The following is a 16,851-nucleotide window of genomic DNA, read 5'->3' on the forward strand; positions in this document are numbered from 1 at the left end:
GGGCATTTTACCATCCCGGCGGACTGCCGGCAGCTAGCGGGTCGGCCGGGCCAGCGTCGGATAATCCGTGACGGTCAGGTCGAAACCGCCGTCATCCGAGACGAGGCGCGCCCGCCCGCCGAACGGCAGCGTGCAGCGCTCCTTCACGTGGCCGAACGGCAGGCCCGTGAGGATGGGCATCGGCAGCGTGGTGCGCAGGTAGGCCAGCATGGCGTCGAAGTCATAGCCGTTGTCGAACGGCGCCAGCCGGTAGCCGGACACGTCGCCCAGCACGATGGCGCGCTGGCCGTCCAGCACGCCGGCATACAGCAGCTGCAGCAGCATCCGTTCGATGCGGTACGGGTGCTCGCCGATATCCTCGAGGAACAGGATGCCGTGCGGGACGCGCGCGAAATACGGCGTGCCGACCAGGTGGTTCAGCATGGCGAGATTGCCGCCCCACAGCGTGCCTTCGACATCGACCAGCGGATTGCCCGTGGCCATACCGCGCACGCGATGCGTGGGACCCTGCAGGCACTGCCAGAACTGGTCCAGCGTGTAGCCGACCGGTTCGTCGCGGATGAAATCGTCGCACACCATCGGGCCGGCGAAGCTTTGCCGGCCCGTGGCAGCCATCAGGCCCATGTGGAACGCGGTGAAGTCGCTGTAGCCGCAGAACAGCTTGCCGCTGTCCGCCATCATGCTGAAATCGATCTGCGGCAGGAGGCGCGAGATGCCGTACGAGCCGCGCAATGCCATCACGATCTGCGCATCCGGATCGCGCGCCGCCGCTTCCAGTTGCGCCAGGCGGCCCGCACCGGTGCCGCCGAAACGCTGGAATTTGTCGCCAGGGTCGTAGTAGTTGTGGACGGTGACGCCGCCCTCTTCCAGGCGGGCGATGCCGCGTGCCACCGCGGCGTCATCGAGGGCGGCGCCGCTCGGTGCAGCGATGGCGATGCAGATGTTCTTCAAAGGAGGGTCCGGGTGGTGGATGGCGCGGCCATCTTACCGGGCGGATGAATCAGTTTCAACCCGGTCCGCTTCAAGCCGATGCGCTGCAATCCCATCCCCTGCGGCCGCCAGCCTGGCAGCGCGCACGGCAGCGCGGCGGCTGGCGAAGAACGCCTTCAGCAGGCTGCCGCATTCGTCGGCCAGCACGCCCCCCACGGCCTCGGTGTGGTGGTTCAGCTGCTCGGACGCATACAGGTCGACGACGGAGCCGGCGGCACCCGTCTTCGGATCGCGCGCGCCGTAGACGACCTTCGCCAGCCGCGCGTGCATCATCGCGCCGGAACACATCACGCACGGCTCCAGCGTCACGTACAGCTCGCAGCCCGGCAGCCGGTAGTTGCCCAGCACTTGCGCGGCAGCCCGCAGGGCCATGATCTCGGCATGTGCCGTGGGATCATGGCCGGCGATCGGCTGGTTGAAGCCGCGCGCGATGACGACGCCATCCTTCACGACCACGGCGCCCACCGGTACCTCGCCCAGGTCCCACGCGCGCTGCGCTTCGGCCAGCGCGGCGCGCATGAACGCAGCCTGCGGGTCCCGGGACGCCGGCGAATCAGGCATGGCCGTCATCCGAAATCTCGGCCCAGCAGTTCGGCGTTTCGTGCAGCACCAGCTTGTGCAGGCGCAGGCCGGTGCCGTAGCGGTCCTTGTAGGCGGCCTTCAGGATGTCGAAGGCCACTGCCGCCAGGTTTTCCACCGTGGGGATGCGGTCGATGACGACGGTCTTGTGGTCCGGCAGCGAGGACAGGAACTCCTTCACCGACGTGTCCCTGTCGTACACCAGGAAGGCATGGTCCCAGACATCGACCAGGTGCGCCTTGGCGAGCGCCTTCACGTCGGAAAAGTCCATGATCATGCCGTTGTCGGAATTGCCTTCCGCGGTGATGACCTGGCCGGTCAGCGTGATTTCCAGGGTGTAGCGGTGGCCGTGCAGGTTGCGGCACTGGCTCTTGTGGTCGGGAATGCGGTGGCCGGCATCGAATTCGAGCTTGCGGGTAATCGTCAACATAGGCGGATCCGGTCAGGGAATGTTCAGGAGTTTATGGGTTTGCAGCGAGAGCTTCCATTTCGGATTGCGCTTGCACGTTTCGATCGCCAGCGTGGTGTTGAACGCCGCCAGCGGGCCGTCCATCGGCTGGACGAAGAAATTGTCGAAGTCGAGGCCTTCGTAGTCGGCCAGGTCCTGTCCCGCCTGCGGGATGACCACCTTCAGTTCGCTGCCCTTGCCGACCACCAGCGTCGAACCCACTTTCGGGCTCACGCAGATCCAGTCGACGCCGCTCGGGACGGGCAGCGTGCCGTTCGTTTCGATGGCGATCGTGAAGCCCTTCGCATGCATCGCATCGATCAGCGGCGCATCGAGCTGCAGCAGCGGTTCGCCGCCCGTGAAGACGACATACTTGCTGGCGGCATGGGTGTCGGGCCACAGGCTGTCGATCACGTCGGCCAGCGCCAGCGGCGTGGTGAACTTGCCACCACGCTCGCCGTCCGTGCCCACGAAGTCCGTGTCGCAGAACTGGCAGGTGGCGCTGGCGCGGTCGCTTTCGCGGCCGGTCCACAGATTGCAGCCGGAAAACCGGCAGAACACGGCGGGACGGCCCGCATGGGCGCCCTCGCCCTGCAGTGTATAGAAGATTTCTTTGATGCTGTAAGTCACGATGCTTCCTGATACGACCAAACGTGGTCCGGCAAGGGTTCCCGTCGGAGGCCGAGCGGGCAACCTTCAATTATAAGTCAAACATCGGCGTTGCGCCTCCGATGAACATTTTGACGCTGCACAAAACCATTCCCGGTCGGTTCCGCTAACGTCCTTTCACGGAGATGACTGGAGGCAACACGATGAGATGCCGGACAAAATCCTCGTATCTTCCTGGCGGGCACCTGCTGCCGGGTGTCGTGCTCGCCTGCGCCGCACCGGTGGCCGGCGCCCTGCCTTCCGCCGGCCCCGTCGGCTGGTTCGCCATCGGCCTCCTTGCCATTCTGTGCTGGCTGTTCTCGCGCCAGCTGCGGCTGGTGCGGCGCTGCGAGCGTTTGCGCCACAAGCTGGTGGCCGAACACGCGCTGCGGGCGAGCGCCGAACGGGCGCTGCTGGAACGCCACGCCGCGCTGGTCGCCCGGGACGCAAGCGTCCAGGCAGCACGCCTCGCCGAACGTCGGCGCATCGGCCGCGACATCCATGACGACCTGGGCCAGCACCTGCTCACGCTGCACCTCGATATCGGCGCGCTGCACGCCAATCCGCAGTTGCCGGCCTGGCTGCAGCCACAGGTCGCCATGATCGAGCGGCATCTGTGCCTGACGGTACGCTCGCTGCGCGGCGTGATCGACGGCCTGCGGCCGGCGGCGCTCGAACACGGCCTGCCGCAGGCGGTGCGCCGCCAGCTCGACGAGTTCGCCAGGCTGTCCGGCGTGCGCTGCCACCTCGACGGCAGCGGCTGGTCCGGCAGCGCCGTGCCCGCCGTGGAGACGGCCATGTTCCGCATCCTGCAGGAAGCCCTGTCGAACGTGCTGCGCCATGCGGCCGCCAGCGAGGTGCACGTCACGCTCGCCCGCGCCCCGGAAGGCGCAGCGCTGACCGTGCGCGACAACGGCATCGGCCTGCCGCCGGCGCGGGAGCGGCGCGGCCAGGGGCTGGCCGGCATTGCCGACCGGGTTGCGGCGGCCGGCGGCCGTTTGCGCCTCGATAGCCAGCCAGGGGAAGGCACGTCGCTGTGTGCCACCGTGCCTGTGGCGCCGCCGGACATGGCCGAGGCCGATCCGGCAGCCGTTTGCGGTTGATCAAACGCAACGCCGTTACCGCATAGCACAATCCAGATTCCCATCAATGCAGTGCCCGCAACGATCGCCTAGAGAACCGGCCACCATGAACAGCAGCCCGAAGACGAGTCTCCCGAAAGTGCCGCATGTGCTGGACTTCCCGCACCTCGCCCAGACCCATGCGCATGGCTTCGGCCTGCTGGAACATCTCGTCATCCCCACCTTCGTGCTCGATGCGCAGAGCCGCGTGATCGTCTGGAACGGCGCCTGCGAGCGCCTGACGGGCGTGCCGGCCTACGAAATCCTGGGCACCCACGAAGCCTGGCGCTGTTTCTACCAGAACCCCCGGCCGACATTGGCCGACCTGGTGGTGCAGGAACGGGTCTACGAAATGGCGTCCCTGTATGAAACCCACGGCCGTCCCAGCGACGAACCGGGCAGCCTCAGCGCGGAGAGCTGGTGCGACATGCCGCGCATCGGCCGGCGGCGCTACCTGGCCGTCGACGCCAGCCCCATCCACGATCCGAATGGCCACCTGCTGGCCGTGGTGGAAACGCTGCGCGACATGACGGAGGAAAAACAGGCGCAGATCTCGCTGGAGCAGCTGGCCACGCGCGACGGCCTGACGGGCCTGGCGAACCGCCGCTGCTTCGACGACACGCTGCATGCGGAATGGCAGCGCGCCTTGCGCCAGAAGCAGCCGCTGTCGCTGCTGATGGTGGACGTGGACAATTTCAAGCAGTACAACGACGCCTACGGCCACGTGGGCGGCGACGAGTGCCTGCAGCGCATCGCCGGCGCCGTGGCCAAGGAAATGCGCGCCAACGACCTGGTGGCCCGTTACGGCGGCGAGGAGTTTGCCGTGATCCTGCCGAACCAGGCGCTGAAGGGCGCGGCGATCGTGGCGGAACGGATCCGCTGCCGCGTCGAGGCGCTGCACCTGCCCAACCTGGGCGCCGCCAAGCAGTTCGTGACGGTCAGCATCGGCGCGGCCACGGCGCTGGCCGCGCCGGAAACGGACCCATCGCAATTGCTGGCCACGGCCGACGCGGCCCTGTACCGCGCCAAGCACATGGGCCGCAATCGCATCAGCCTGCCACGGGAAGGGTGACGGCCGGCGGGCTGCGCGGCTGCCGCCCGCTCAGGCGATCCAGGGCACGAACTGCACGCCGACCGGCAGCGTCGGCGCCAGGTTCTGCGTGAATTCCAGCGATTCCGAGAAGCCCAGCAGCACCTGTTCGCGGCTGAGGCCGTGTTCCATGTTGGCCACGTGGAAGGCAAAACCGGCGGCATCCGGCGCGCGGTGCAGCACGTTCTCGTAGAGCTTCGTGACGAACAGCGCATTCGTCGGGTCCGTGCCGTACACCGCCGTGAATTCGGGACTCTGCAGGAAGCCGCTGGCAATGCTCGTCAGGCTCATGCCGCCCGCTTCCTTGGCCAGCCAGAAGCCCATGCCCGCCACGTCCGGCTCGCGCGCGAACACGGCTTCATACAGGCGGTACAACTGGCCGGAGATACCGTCCAGGTCGAGTGCCAGGCTCATGTCGGAAAACTGCAGGCGCTCCACCTGCAGCAGCGTCGACGTGGCACCGCCGGCCGGCGTGACATCCACCACGCCGCCGGAGCGCGTGATGTTCGCGCTTGCCAGCGTGCCGGCGAACACGACCGTGTCGATGCCCGCAGCGCCGTCGATGATCGCTACCGTGCCGGCCGCCAGCAGGTCGTTGCCGGCGGTACCCGTGTAAGCCTGCGCCAGTGCTGCAGTGGTGAGGGTACGGTCGCTGAACACCAGGCGTTCGATGCCGGACAGCGTGTCGGTGCCGTCGCCGCTCACCGTAAACACGTCGCCGGCATGCGAGACGGCGTAGCTGCCGAAACTGCGCGAAAACACCACCGTGTCCAGCCCGCCGCCGCCGCTGATGCGGTCGCTGCCGGCGCCTTCGTAGAACGTGTCCGCCCCGGCGCCGCCGGTCAGCGTATTGCCAGCGGCATTCGCGTAGATGGTCGAACCGCCAGCGCCCGCGATGGCATTCTCGATCGTCACGTTGTAGGCGATCGAGATATTGTTCAGGCCGCGCGCCGTCTCGCTGAAGGTGCCGGCGTTCAGATTGATGATGGTGGCGCCCAAGCAGGCGGAAAAATCGATGGTATCGCTGCCGCCGGCATCCCAGATGCACTGCGACGTGGCGTTGCCCATGTACGAATAGGTGTCGTTGCCGGTGTGGTAGCTCAGGTTCGCGCCATACAGGTACTGGATGGCCTGGATGTCGTACAGCATGACCGTGGTGGCGTACTTGTGCGTGACGGAGTAGGCGGTCGGGTCGTTGTACGACATCTGCGTGTAGTCGCCATTGTCGGTGGCGGCCGGCAGGAACGGGCCATCGATGACGTTGCCGGAGGAATCGTAGTCGCCCGGGTGCTTCAGACCCAGCAGGTGGCCGATCTCATGGATCAGCACGGTCGGGCCATAGGAACCGGCGGTGTACACACTGTTGTACGCGCCCTTGTTGTTCAGGTACATCGTCAGCGAGGACACGCCCTGCTCCGGCAGGTAGGCGTAGCCGCTGCTGCCCGTCTGCGCATTGGTCCCGAACTGCAGGCTGCCCGCATTGGCAGCCGTTTCGATGAAGGTGATATTCGCCACCGAGGCCCACTGCGCCAGCGCGTCGCGCACGGCCGCCTGCTGCACGGTGCTCATCGCCGCGAAGCCGTTCGCATCTTCCGAGGAAGCGCCAGCCGGCACGCGGGTCAGGAAGCTGTAGGTCAGCGTCACCGGCGTGCCGGCCGTCCGGTTCCAGCTGCCGTAAATGAGGGAGTCGATCGAGTTGTTGCCGGTGGTGAGGCTCATGGTGCGCACAAGTGGGTGAGGTCGCCGGATGGTAGCACGGCCCCGTCGCCGATGTGCCTCGGCGCATTGCTTCAAGGCAAGCAGCGAGGCTCGCCGCACGAAAATGTTGCGTCAGCACATCACCTGATGGGACACGACTTGCCCTTCCGTTACCCGGGCTTGCCAATCAGGCCCGCAGGAGGCCGCACCTCGCTCGCCGCAGTCACCTGGCTGCCGATTACTGCGCGCTGACGTTGGCGGCGGCCGGTGCCGCGGCCGTCGTTTCCGCCGGCGGTGCCATGTTCAATGCGCGGCCGAGGAAGCCCCAGCGGTCCGTCACCTCGTCGATCTGCTTCGACGTGGGCTTGCCCGCGCCATGGCCGGCCTTCGTGTCGATGCGGATCAGGATCGGGGCCGGACCGCCCTGTGCGGCCTGGGCCGTGGCGGCGAACTTGAAGCTGTGCGCCGGCACCACGCGGTCGTCGTGGTCGGCCGTGGTGATCATCGTGGCCGGATAGCAGGTACCGGGCTTGAGGTTGTGCAGCGGCGAGTAGCGCACCAGCGCCTGGAATTCGTCCGCGTTGTCGGCCGAACCATAGTCCGACGTCCAGGCCCAGCCGATGGTGAACTTGTGGAAGCGCAGCATGTCCATCACGCCGACGGCCGGCAGCGCCGCGGCAAACAGGTCGGGACGCTGCGTCATCGCGGCGCCGACCAGCAGGCCGCCATTGCTGCCCCCGCCGATCGCCAGTTTCGCCGGCGACGTGACCTTGTTGGCCACCAGCCATTCGGCCGCGCCGATGAAGTCGTCGAACACATTCTGCTTGTGCAGCCTGGTGCCGGCCTGGTGCCAGGATTCGCCGTATTCACCGCCGCCGCGCAGGTTGGCCATCACGTACACGCCGCCCATTTCCAGCCACGCCAGGTTGGCGACCGAGAACGCCGGCGTCAGCGAGATGTTGAAGCCGCCGTAGCCATACAGGTAGGTCGGATTGCTGCCGTCCCGTTTCATGCCCTTCTTCGCGACGATGAACATGGGCACGCGCGTGCCGTCCTTGCTGGTGAAAAATTCCTGGCGCGTCTCGTAGGCGGCCGGGTCGAAATCCACCTTCGGCTGGCGGTACACGCTGCTCTTGCCCGACTTCAGGTCGTAGCGGTAGATGGTGGAGGGCGTGGTGAAGCTGGTGTAGGAATAGAACGTGCTGGCATCGCCCCGCTTGCCACCGAAGCCATCCACCGTGCCCAGGCCCGGCAGCGCCACGTCGTGCAGCGGACGGCCCTTCAGGTCGAACACCTTCACGGCGCTGTGCGCATCCTGCAGGTACTCCGCAACCAGCTGGCCGTTGACGATGTTGGCGCCGGTCAGCGTCTGCGGCGCCTCGGGCACGATTTCGCTCAGCTTGCCGGTGCGTACGTCGATGGCGACGATGCGGGAGCGGGCCGCATCCTTGTCCGTGACGAAGTAGAACACGGCGCCCACATTGTCGATGAAGGCGTAGGAAGCGTCGAACCTGTCGAGCAGCGCCGTCACGGGCGCGGTCCTTTTCTTCAGGTCGCGGATGAAGATGCGGTTCTTCGGATCGGTGCCCTGGGTGGAGCTGATCACCAGCCAGGCGCCATCGTCCGTTACCTCGGCGGAAAAGCCCCATTCCTTCTGGTCGGGCCGGTGGTAGACGAGCACGTCCTGGTCCTGCGCCGTGCCCAGCTGGTGGAAGTACAGCTTCTGGAAGTAGTTGATGCCGGCCAGCTTCGCCGCTTCCGTCGGTTCGTCGTAGCGGCTGTAGTAGAAGCCGGAACCGTCATGCGCCCAGGCCGTCTGCGAGAATTTTACCCAGCGGATCTGGTCCGCGGCATCCTTGCCGGTGGCGATGTCGCGCACGCGGATCTCGTTCCAGTCGGAACCGGAGGCCGCCGTGCCGTACGCCAAGTACTTGCCATTCGGGCTGACGGCCAGGCCGGCCAGCGCCACCGTGCCGTCCGCGGCCAGCGTGTTCGGGTCCAGCAGGAGGCGCGGTGCGGCGTCCGGCGTGTCCATCGTGTACAGCACGGCCTGGTTCTGCAGGCCATCGTTGCGGGTGTAGAAGTAGCGGCCGCCTTCCTGGAACGGCACGCTGAAGCGTTCGAAGTTCCACAGCTGCGTCAGGCGCTGGCGGATCGCCGCGCGCTGGGGGATCTGCGCCAGGTAGCCCTGCGTCAGCGTGTTCTGGCGGTCCACCCAGGCTTTCGTGTCCGCGCTGTTGGCGTCTTCCAGCCAGCGGTAGGGATCGGCGATCCTGGTGCCGTGGTAATCGTCGCGCTGGTCGACTTTCTGCGTGACGGGATAGGTCAGCGGCGTGCCGGGGGCGCAGGTTTGCGCCTGCACCGCGCTGCCGGTGGCGGCGAGCAGGGACAAGGCAAGGACAGTACGGCGGACGTTGCGTGGATTGCGGTGCATGGGAATCTTTCGGTCGGTCGGGAGGCCGCGCCAGCGCGCGAAGCACCGATGATAACGGGAAGGCAAGCAAATAAGGTTTGCTCTGCCATACGCTGCGGCAGCGTTTATTTGGCCTTGACGGTATCGGGACGAATTCCGTGGTGTTGCCAGCGCCAGGCCGGCGCTGGCGTTTCAGGCGCCGTGGGCGTCGCGCCAGCGGCGCGTCATCTGTTCGGCCGAACCGATTTCCTCGCGCGTCAGACGCCGCTCGATCAGCTTGCGGTTGCTGCAGGCCGTCTCGTCGCCCGCTTCGGCCGCCAGCGAGATCCACATGTAGGACAGCACGGAATCGCGGTCGACCCCGCGCCCGCTGGCATACATGCCGCCCAGGTTGTACTGCGCCAGCGGGTGGCCCTGCTCGGCGGCGCGCCGGTACCAGCGCACGGCTTCGCCGTCGTCCTGCGGCACGCCATGGCCGTTCGCGTACATCACGCCCAGGTTGTTCTGGGCGCTGGCATCGCCCTGCTCGGCCGCGTTGCGGTACCAGGCCACGGCGCAGGCTTCGTCCTTGGCCACGCCGTGGCCGTTGGCGTAGATGACCCCCACATTGAACTGCGCATTCGCCGCACCCTGTTCGGCCGCCTTGCGGTACCACTGCAGCGCCTCGCCCGGATCGCGCTCGATGCCGCGGCCGTGCGCGTACATGCCGCCCAGGTTGTACTGCGCCAGCATGTGGCCGGCCTCGGCCGCGCGCCGGTACCAGATGAAGGCCTGCGTCTCGTCCTTGCGCACGCCATAACCGTTCGACAGCATCACGCCCATGTTGAACTGCGCATCGACATCGCCCTGGTCGGCGGCGCGCTGCAGCCACGAGCAGGCGCGCGCCAGGTCGGCGGGCACGCCGCGCCCTTCCGCATAGGCCACGCCCAGGTGACGCTGCGCCGCTGCCAGCCCCTGCGCGGCGGCCTGCCGGTACCAGGCGACGGCCTGGGTGTCGCTCTGCAATACGCCATGGCCGCGCCGGTACATCAGCCCCAGGTTCAGCTGGGCGGTGGCGTCTCCCTGCAACGCCGCCTTGCGGAACCAGGCCAGCGCCAGCGGAAAGTGACGCTTCGTGCCCAGCCCCTGCGCATAGGCTTCGCCCAGCAGCGACTGGGCGCTGGCAACGCCCTGCTCGGCGGCCCGGCAGAACCAGGTGAGGGCCATCTCGTCGCTCCGCGGCACGCCGCGGCCCTTGCGGTACATCAACCCCAGGTTCTGCTGGGCCGAGGCGTCGCCCTGCCGGGCGGCCTTGCGGAACCAGTAGACGGCTTCGGTGTCATCGGCGGGCGTGCCGGCGCCGTTGTAATACATGGCGCCCAGGTGGTTCTGTGCGAAAGCAATCCCCTGCAGGGCGGATTGCCGCATCCAGGTGAAGGCGGTCCTGTCGTCCCGTTCGACACCTTTGCCGCGCCGATACATCAGCGCGAGGTTGAACTGCGCGTACGGGTCGCCGTGCTCGGAAGCATTGCGAAACCATGCGTACGTGTCCACATCCTTGCTCGAATAACGATTTTTCATGCCAGCTCCCCATCCAGCACGCCGGTGTTGTTGCATAAAGCTTAATAAGTGTTCGCGCATTCCTTTTGAGCGAACTCAATCGGTTTAGCCATTTGTCATGGTGGGCACAGGGGAACGGGGAACTTGATGCAAGCCGATACGGGGGCGGCGAAAGCGCGCTACGGCGCGCTGCACGGCGAGGCGGACGATCTCAGACCGGCGCGGCCTGGCTGGAATGCTTCTGCAGGAAGGCCGGCACCTTGGCGGCGGCCAGGCGGTTGACGGATACTAGCAGCGCCGGATCCACTTCACGGATGCCATACGCGCTGGCGATATGCCGGCCGATATGCAGCAGCACTTCGGCGGCGACTTCGGCATCGGCCTCGGCGCGGTGGGCCGTGCCGCGGAAGGCGATGCCCAGCCGGCTGCCCAGCTGCCCCAGCTTGTAGCTGCCGAAGTGCGGGAACACGCGCCGCGACAGCTTCAGCGAACAGACGGTGCCGCCATGCGCGGGCGTCATCGCCAGGCGGCCGCTCTCCGCGCGCAGGAATTTCTCGTCGAAGCTGGCATTGTGCGCCGACAGCGCATCGGTGCCGATGAAGGCCAGCAACTGCGGCACCACGTCGCGGGCCGGCGGGGCGCCGTCGACCATCGCCTGCGTGATGCCGGTCAGGCCCGTGATGAAGGATGGAATGCGCACGCCGCAGTTCACCAGCGACACGAACCGGTCGACGATGACGCCGTCGGCGATCCGCAGCGCCGCCACTTCCGTGATGCGGTCGCCCATGTCCGGCGACAGGCCGGTGGTCTCGAAGTCCAGCATCACGATCGATTTGGTCAGCATGACTGTTCTCCTAGCCGAACTGGCGCACGGCATCGAGCGCGAGCCCGGCGCCGATGCTGCCGAACAGGTCGCCTTCGACACGGCGCGCCGCCGGCACCACGGCGCCGATCCGCTCGCGCAGCGCGGCCACGCCGGACGAGCCGCCGGTGAAGAAGACGGTATCGACCTGGCCGGGCTGCACGCCGGCGTCGTCCAGCAGGCGGCGCACGGTGGCGCCGACCGTATCGACCAGCGGCTCGATCGCCGTCACGAACCGGGGTCGTGCCACGTCCAGGGTCAGCGGCGGCGTCAGCCGGTCCAGGTTCATCTGCACGATGTCGCTGGCCGACAGGGCGATCTTGGCCTCTTCCACCTGCATCGCCAGCCAGTGGCCGGCCCGGTCCTCGATCAGGTTCTGCAGCCGCTGCAGCAGTGCCGGCTCGCGCGCATCGCGCACCAGTTCGGCGAGCTGCGACGACATCTTGCGCGTGTACGCCTGGTTGATCGTGTGCCAGGTGGCCAGGTTGAAGTAATAGCTCGACGGCACGGCACTGCCGCTCTTGAGCTCGCTGCCATGGCCCAGCACGGGCATCACGGTCGCCAGGCTCAGGTACTTGTCGAAGTCGGTTCCGCCGATGTGCACGCCGCCCGTGGCCAGGATATCGTCGCGGCGGTCGCGCTTGGCGGCGCGCTCCGGCCCCAGCCGCACCAGCGAGAAGTCCGATGTGCCGCCGCCGATGTCGGCGATCAGCACCAGCTCCTCGCCGTCGATCTGCGATTCGTAGTCGAACGCCGCAGCGATCGGCTCGTACTGGAAGGCGATGTCCCTGAAGCCGGCGTCGCGGGCGATCTGCGCCAGCGTGTCCTCGGCCAGCTGGTCCGCAACCGGATCGTCGTCGATGAAGTACACCGGGCGGCCCAGCACGGCGGCAGTAAACGGGCGGCCGGCCGCTGTCTCGGCACGACTCTTGAGCTCGCCGATGAACTGGGACAGCAGCGTGCGGAACGGCACGGAACGGCCGGCCACTTCCGTCTGGCCTTCCATCAGCGGCGTGCCCAGCAGGCTTTTCAGCGACCGCATCAGGCGCCCGTCGTAGCCCGCCAGGTAGTCGGCCAGCGCGGCGCGGCCGAAGGTCACCTCGTCGTCGTCGGCATTGAAGAACACGACGGACGGCAGGGTGGCCTTGCCCTCCTCGAGCGGCAGCATCACCGGGCGGCCCGGGGCCACCCATCCGACCGTGGAATTCGACGTGCCGAAGTCGACACCGCACGCATTTGCCATCACCACCATCCCGCTCAGTAAAGGGGCGGTATTGTAGCAGAGGTGAGCTTGCGTTTCGTCAAATCCGGACCGCCTGAAGTAGTTACGCTAGGCAATTCAACCGGGAGATGGCCATGCCTCGCGCTCACTCGAACACTCATCCAGACCCACACGCGATCGTGCACCTGCGCGGGCCGGCATCGCGGCCGACACCGCCAGCCCGACACGCCGGCTTGACGGACACGGCCGTGCTTTCCTGCAGCCTGGCGCACCACCGCGATGCCTTGCAACGCACGCGCGCCCCATGGCGACGCCGCATGCTGGCCATGGCCCCGCTGCTGATGGCCATCGGGCTGTCCCTGCTGGTGACCGGGTAGCTGTACTACAACACCAAGGTATTTTCTTGGAAGAAAGAATTGCCTTAGAGTAAGTATGTGCGTTATCCTCAATCCACAGGGCAACTGACCGGCCTGTCAGCCTATCTGCCAGCCGGCCACCCACTCCATCCATGAGAAAACCAAAGATCCCACCCCAGGAAGTGAACCTGGCCGAGCACAAGGCGGCCATCCAGCGCGAGGAGCGCCGCGTCACTTCCTACGACGTTGCCATGGTGGCGGGCGTGTCGCAGTCCGCCGTGTCGCGCTGCTTCAAGCCGGGCGCGAGCGTCTCGAAATCCACGTATGCGCGGGTGATGAAGGCAGCGGCCGGTCTGGACTACATCCCCAACGCGGCGGCACGCAGCCTCATCACGCGCCGCTCGAACATGGTGGCGGTGGTGCTGTCGCAGCTGGCCAACCAGCACCTGCCAGCGGCGCTGGCCGAGCTCTCCCAGCAGCTGACGCGTCGCGGCAAGCGCGTGCTGCTGTTTACGATGCAGCAGGAAGCCGATATCGGCCACGTGCTGGCCGATGTCTGGCAATACCAGGTCGACGGCGCCATCGTGGTCGCGGCGCTGTCGGATGAACAGGTGCAGGAGTTCGAACGGCGCCGCCTGCCGCTGGTGGTCTTCAATCGCAACCTGCGCAACCGTACCGTCACCAGCGTGCTGTGCGACCAGTACGAATGCGGCAGCCTGCTGGCGGCGCGACTGGCCACGGCCGGGCACCGCCACTTCGGCATCATCGCCGGTCCGGCGGAATCGGTCGTGGCGGCCGAGCGGCGCGACGGTGCCTGCGACCGCCTGCGCGAACTGGGCCTGCCGGCGCCCGTCGTCGTCACCGGCGGCTTCGACTATGCCAGCGGCGCCCAGGGCCTGCGCGACATCGTCGCCCGCCTGGGCCGGCACCCGGACGCCATCATCTGCGGCAACGACCTGCTGGCACTCGGCTGCCTGGACGTGGCGCGCCACGAGCTGCGCATCGACGTGCCGGGCCGCATGTCGGTGGCGGGCTTCGATGCGCCGGAACCGTCGACCTGGCCAGGCCACGACCTGACGACGCTGCGCCAGCCGATCCACGCCATGGCGCTGGCCGCCGTCGACATGCTGGTGACGATGATGGACAGCACCGGCCAGCTGGCGGAAAAGCGCACCTTCGCGCCCCAGTTCGTCGACGGCACCACCGCACGCCTTGTGCCGCTCGAAGAGGCGACGCTGGCAGCATAACCAGCGCCGCCATGAAAAAACCCGCCAGCTGGCGGGTTTTTTCTGCTGCGACCGGATCAGCCGGCCGCGACGCGCCTGGCGATGTGCGCCAGCGATTCTTCCACCTGGTCGATCAGCACCAGGCACAGGTCACCGTCCGTCAGCCGATCCAGCGCCGTGTCGATCGCGATGAACTCGCCGTCGATCTCGTCCACGTGACGGGTGCGCGGCGCGCCGCTCAGGCCCTGGCGCAGCAGCGCGATCACCTCGCCGTCCGCGCGCCCGCGCTGGCACTGGTCCTGGTACAGCACCACGTCGTCGAATGCTTTACCGAGGATCTCGGTCTGCTGCGAGATGTCCTCGTCGCGGCGGTCGCCCGCGCCGCTGATGACGACCGAGCGGCGTTTTGCGGGCATCGATTCCACCGCCTGCACCAGCGCCAGCATGGCATCCGGATTGTGGCCATAGTCGGCAATCACGGTCGCGCCGCGGAAGTCGAATACATTGAAGCGGCCCGGCGCATTGTGGCTGTCGGTGGTGAAGGTCTTCAGGCCCAGGCGGATCGACTGCCAGTCGATGCCGGCGCCCCACGCGGCCGCCACGGCGGCCATCGTGTTCTCGACCTGGAAGCCGATCGTGCCGCTCCGGGTCAGCGGGATATCCGCCAGCGCGATGCGCTGCTCGCTCTTGCCTTCGACGGCCACCAGTTCGCCCTTGTCGACGTACACGGTGCGGCGGCCCTGCGCGATGTGCGTGGCCACCACCGGGTGATAGCGGTCGGCGCCGAAGAAGGTCACCTTGCCGCGGCAGGTAGCGGCCATGGCGGCGACGATCGGGTCGGTGGCATTCAGCACGGCCACGCCGTTCTCGTCCACGTTCTGCACGATCACCCGCTTCAGCACGGCCAGGTCTTCCACGGTCGTGATGTAGTTCAGGCCCAGGTGGTCGCCTGCGCCGATGTTCGTCACCACGGCCACCTTGCAGCGGTCGAAGGCGAGGCCCTCACGCAGGATGCCGCCGCGCGCCGTCTCGAACACGGCAGCGTCCACGTCCGGATGCTGCAGCACGTTGCGTGCGCTGCGCGGGCCGGAGCAGTCGCCGCTGTCGATCTGGCGGCCGTTGACGTACACGCCGTCCGTGTTCGTCATGCCCACGCGCAGGCCGGACGAGGCGATCAGGTGCGCGATCAGGCGCACCGTGGTCGTCTTGCCGTTGGTGCCGGTGACGGCAACGACCGGGATGCGGCCATCGTCACCTTCTGCGAACAGCGTGCCGACGATGGCCTCGCCGATCGGACGGCCCTTGCCGTACGACGGCGACAGGTGCATGCGCAGGCCGGGCGCGGCATTGACTTCCACCACGCCGCCATTGAGTTCCTCGATCGGGCGCAGCACGCTGTCCACCACCACGTCCACGCCGCAGATATCGAGGCCGATCATCTGCGCCGCTTCCACGGCGCGCGCCGCCACTTCCGGGTGCACGTCGTCCGTCACGTCGGTGGCGCTGCCGCCCGTCGACAGGTTGGCGTTGTTGCGCAGGATGACGCGCTGGCCCTGGGCCGGCACGGAGTCCGCCTCCAGGTCCTGCATCTTCAGGCGCGCCAGCGCGATGTCGTCGAAGCGGATCTTGGTCAGCGAGGTGGCATGGCCGCTGCCGCGGCGCGGATCGGCATTGACGATGTCGACCAGTTCGCGCACCGAGTGCACGCCGTCGCCCACGACATGGGGCGGATCGCGCCGCGCCGCCGCCACCATCTTGTTGCCGATGACGAGCATGCGGTAGTCGTGGCCGGGCAGGAAGCGCTCGACCATGATGTCGTCGCGGAATTCGCGCGCCGTGTTGAACGCGGCGATCGTCTGTTCGCGGCTGGTGATGTTGACGGTGACGCCTTTGCCCTGGTTGCCGTCCTTCGGCTTGATCACCACCGGCAGGCCGATCAGCTGCGCCACCTCCCACGCCTCTTCCGCCGTCTCGACCGTGCGGCCGACCGGGACCGGCACGCCGGCCGCGTCCAGCAGCTTCTTCGTCAGCTCCTTGTCCTGCGCGATCGTCTCGGCGATGGCGCTCGTCGAATCGACCTCGGCGGCCTGGATGCGCCGCTGCTTGCTGCCCCAGCCGAAGGCCACCATCGAGCCCTGCGTCATGCGCCGGAACGGGATCTTGCGGGCGATCGCGGCCTGCACGATCGCGCCGGTGCTCGGGCCCAGCCGCACGTCCTCGTCGAGGTCGCGCAGTTCCGTCAGCGCCGCTTCCAGGTCGAACGGCGTGTCCTGCAGCGCCGCGTTGACCAGTTCCTCGGCCAGTTCGACGGCGCGGCGGCCCACGTCTTCCTCGGTGTATTCGACGACGGTCTGGAAGATGCCCGCTTCCACGGTGGCCGTGGTGCGGCTGAACGTGACGGGGCAGCCGGCTTCCGCCTGCAGCGCCAGCGCCGTGAGCTCCAGCACGTGCGCCAGCGGCACCGCATCGGCATGGCCGTGCGGCTGGAACTGGCCGATGCGGGCAAAGCGCGCGCGCAGCCGCACTTCGAAGCCGAGCAGCCGGTCGGCCGCCAGTTCTTCCGGCGTGCAGGACACGATCGCTTCGATGGCCGTGTGGTGGCTCCAGAGGTTCGGGCCGCGCAGCGCGCGGGTACGGATCACTTCCATGTACGGGTTCC

Annotated in this window: 14 protein-coding genes; 4 read left to right on the forward strand and 10 right to left on the reverse strand. The window is 67.5% G+C overall.

Annotation, left to right across the window (positions count from 1 at the left end):
* Positions 1–33: 33 nt before the first annotated feature.
* The 4 genes from ldcA to queE are packed head-to-tail and all read right to left on the reverse strand — an operon-like array spanning position 34 to position 2,647.
* A complete protein-coding gene (ldcA, locus tag IP91_RS01235) occupies positions 34–951 on the reverse strand; it encodes a muramoyltetrapeptide carboxypeptidase (RefSeq protein WP_145646954.1) in 918 nt (305 codons plus the stop codon).
* Positions 952–984: 33 nt separating this feature from the next.
* Complete coding sequence (tadA, locus tag IP91_RS01240) at positions 985–1,551, reverse strand: tRNA adenosine(34) deaminase TadA (protein WP_229473728.1); 567 nt, start codon at positions 1,549–1,551, stop codon at positions 985–987.
* Positions 1,544–1,999, reverse strand: a complete 456-nt coding sequence (queD, locus tag IP91_RS01245; protein ID WP_145646955.1) for a 6-carboxytetrahydropterin synthase QueD — start codon at positions 1,997–1,999, stop codon at positions 1,544–1,546. The genes tadA and queD overlap by 8 nt, the downstream gene beginning before the upstream one ends.
* Positions 2,000–2,011: 12 nt before the next feature.
* The gene (queE, locus tag IP91_RS01250; protein WP_145646956.1) at positions 2,012–2,647 is read right to left on the reverse strand and encodes a 7-carboxy-7-deazaguanine synthase; all 636 of its coding nucleotides are present in this window, start codon (positions 2,645–2,647) and stop codon (positions 2,012–2,014) included.
* Between the two features lie 182 nt (positions 2,648–2,829).
* Between queE and IP91_RS01255 the strand changes: the two genes are divergently transcribed.
* On the forward strand, positions 2,830–3,768 hold the full coding sequence (locus IP91_RS01255; protein ID WP_158643045.1) for a sensor histidine kinase: 939 nt from the start codon (positions 2,830–2,832) through the stop codon (positions 3,766–3,768).
* Between the two features lie 85 nt (positions 3,769–3,853).
* Positions 3,854–4,858 (forward strand): sensor domain-containing diguanylate cyclase, encoded by a 1,005-nt coding sequence (locus IP91_RS01260; RefSeq protein WP_145646958.1) that lies wholly within the window; start codon positions 3,854–3,856, stop codon positions 4,856–4,858.
* Positions 4,859–4,888: 30 nt separating this feature from the next.
* Here IP91_RS01260 and IP91_RS01265 read toward each other — a convergent pair whose 3' ends face one another.
* From IP91_RS01265 to IP91_RS01285, 5 genes are all read right to left on the reverse strand, one after another.
* Positions 4,889–6,595, reverse strand: a complete 1,707-nt coding sequence (locus IP91_RS01265) for a DUF4214 domain-containing protein (RefSeq protein ID WP_145646959.1) — start codon at positions 6,593–6,595, stop codon at positions 4,889–4,891.
* Between the two features lie 217 nt (positions 6,596–6,812).
* Complete coding sequence (locus IP91_RS01270; RefSeq protein WP_145646960.1) at positions 6,813–9,008, reverse strand: prolyl oligopeptidase family serine peptidase; 2,196 nt, start codon at positions 9,006–9,008, stop codon at positions 6,813–6,815.
* Between the two features lie 171 nt (positions 9,009–9,179).
* The gene (locus tag IP91_RS26670) at positions 9,180–10,547 is read right to left on the reverse strand and encodes a tetratricopeptide repeat protein (protein WP_145646961.1); all 1,368 of its coding nucleotides are present in this window, start codon (positions 10,545–10,547) and stop codon (positions 9,180–9,182) included.
* Between the two features lie 190 nt (positions 10,548–10,737).
* On the reverse strand, positions 10,738–11,370 hold the full coding sequence (locus tag IP91_RS01280; protein WP_145646962.1) for a 3'-5' exonuclease: 633 nt from the start codon (positions 11,368–11,370) through the stop codon (positions 10,738–10,740).
* A 10-nt stretch (positions 11,371–11,380) separates the two neighbouring features.
* Positions 11,381–12,631, reverse strand: a complete 1,251-nt coding sequence (locus IP91_RS01285; protein WP_145646963.1) for an Hsp70 family protein — start codon at positions 12,629–12,631, stop codon at positions 11,381–11,383.
* A gap of 227 nt (positions 12,632–12,858) precedes the next feature.
* Between IP91_RS01285 and IP91_RS26605 the strand changes: the two genes are divergently transcribed.
* Together IP91_RS26605 and IP91_RS01290 are read left to right on the forward strand one after the other, a co-directional pair.
* On the forward strand, positions 12,859–12,987 hold the full coding sequence (locus IP91_RS26605; RefSeq protein WP_259772435.1) for a hypothetical protein: 129 nt from the start codon (positions 12,859–12,861) through the stop codon (positions 12,985–12,987).
* 131 nt (positions 12,988–13,118) lie between these two features.
* Positions 13,119–14,213 (forward strand): LacI family DNA-binding transcriptional regulator, encoded by a 1,095-nt coding sequence (locus IP91_RS01290; protein ID WP_145646964.1) that lies wholly within the window; start codon positions 13,119–13,121, stop codon positions 14,211–14,213.
* A 56-nt stretch (positions 14,214–14,269) separates the two neighbouring features.
* Here IP91_RS01290 and cphA read toward each other — a convergent pair whose 3' ends face one another.
* A complete protein-coding gene (gene cphA, locus IP91_RS01295; protein ID WP_145646965.1) occupies positions 14,270–16,840 on the reverse strand; it encodes a cyanophycin synthetase in 2,571 nt (856 codons plus the stop codon).
* Between the last annotated feature and the right edge of the window lie 11 nt (positions 16,841–16,851).

Origin of the sequence: Pseudoduganella lurida (assembly GCF_007830455.1) — a bacterium.
GTDB classification, from domain to species: domain Bacteria; phylum Pseudomonadota; class Gammaproteobacteria; order Burkholderiales; family Burkholderiaceae_D; genus Rugamonas; species Rugamonas lurida.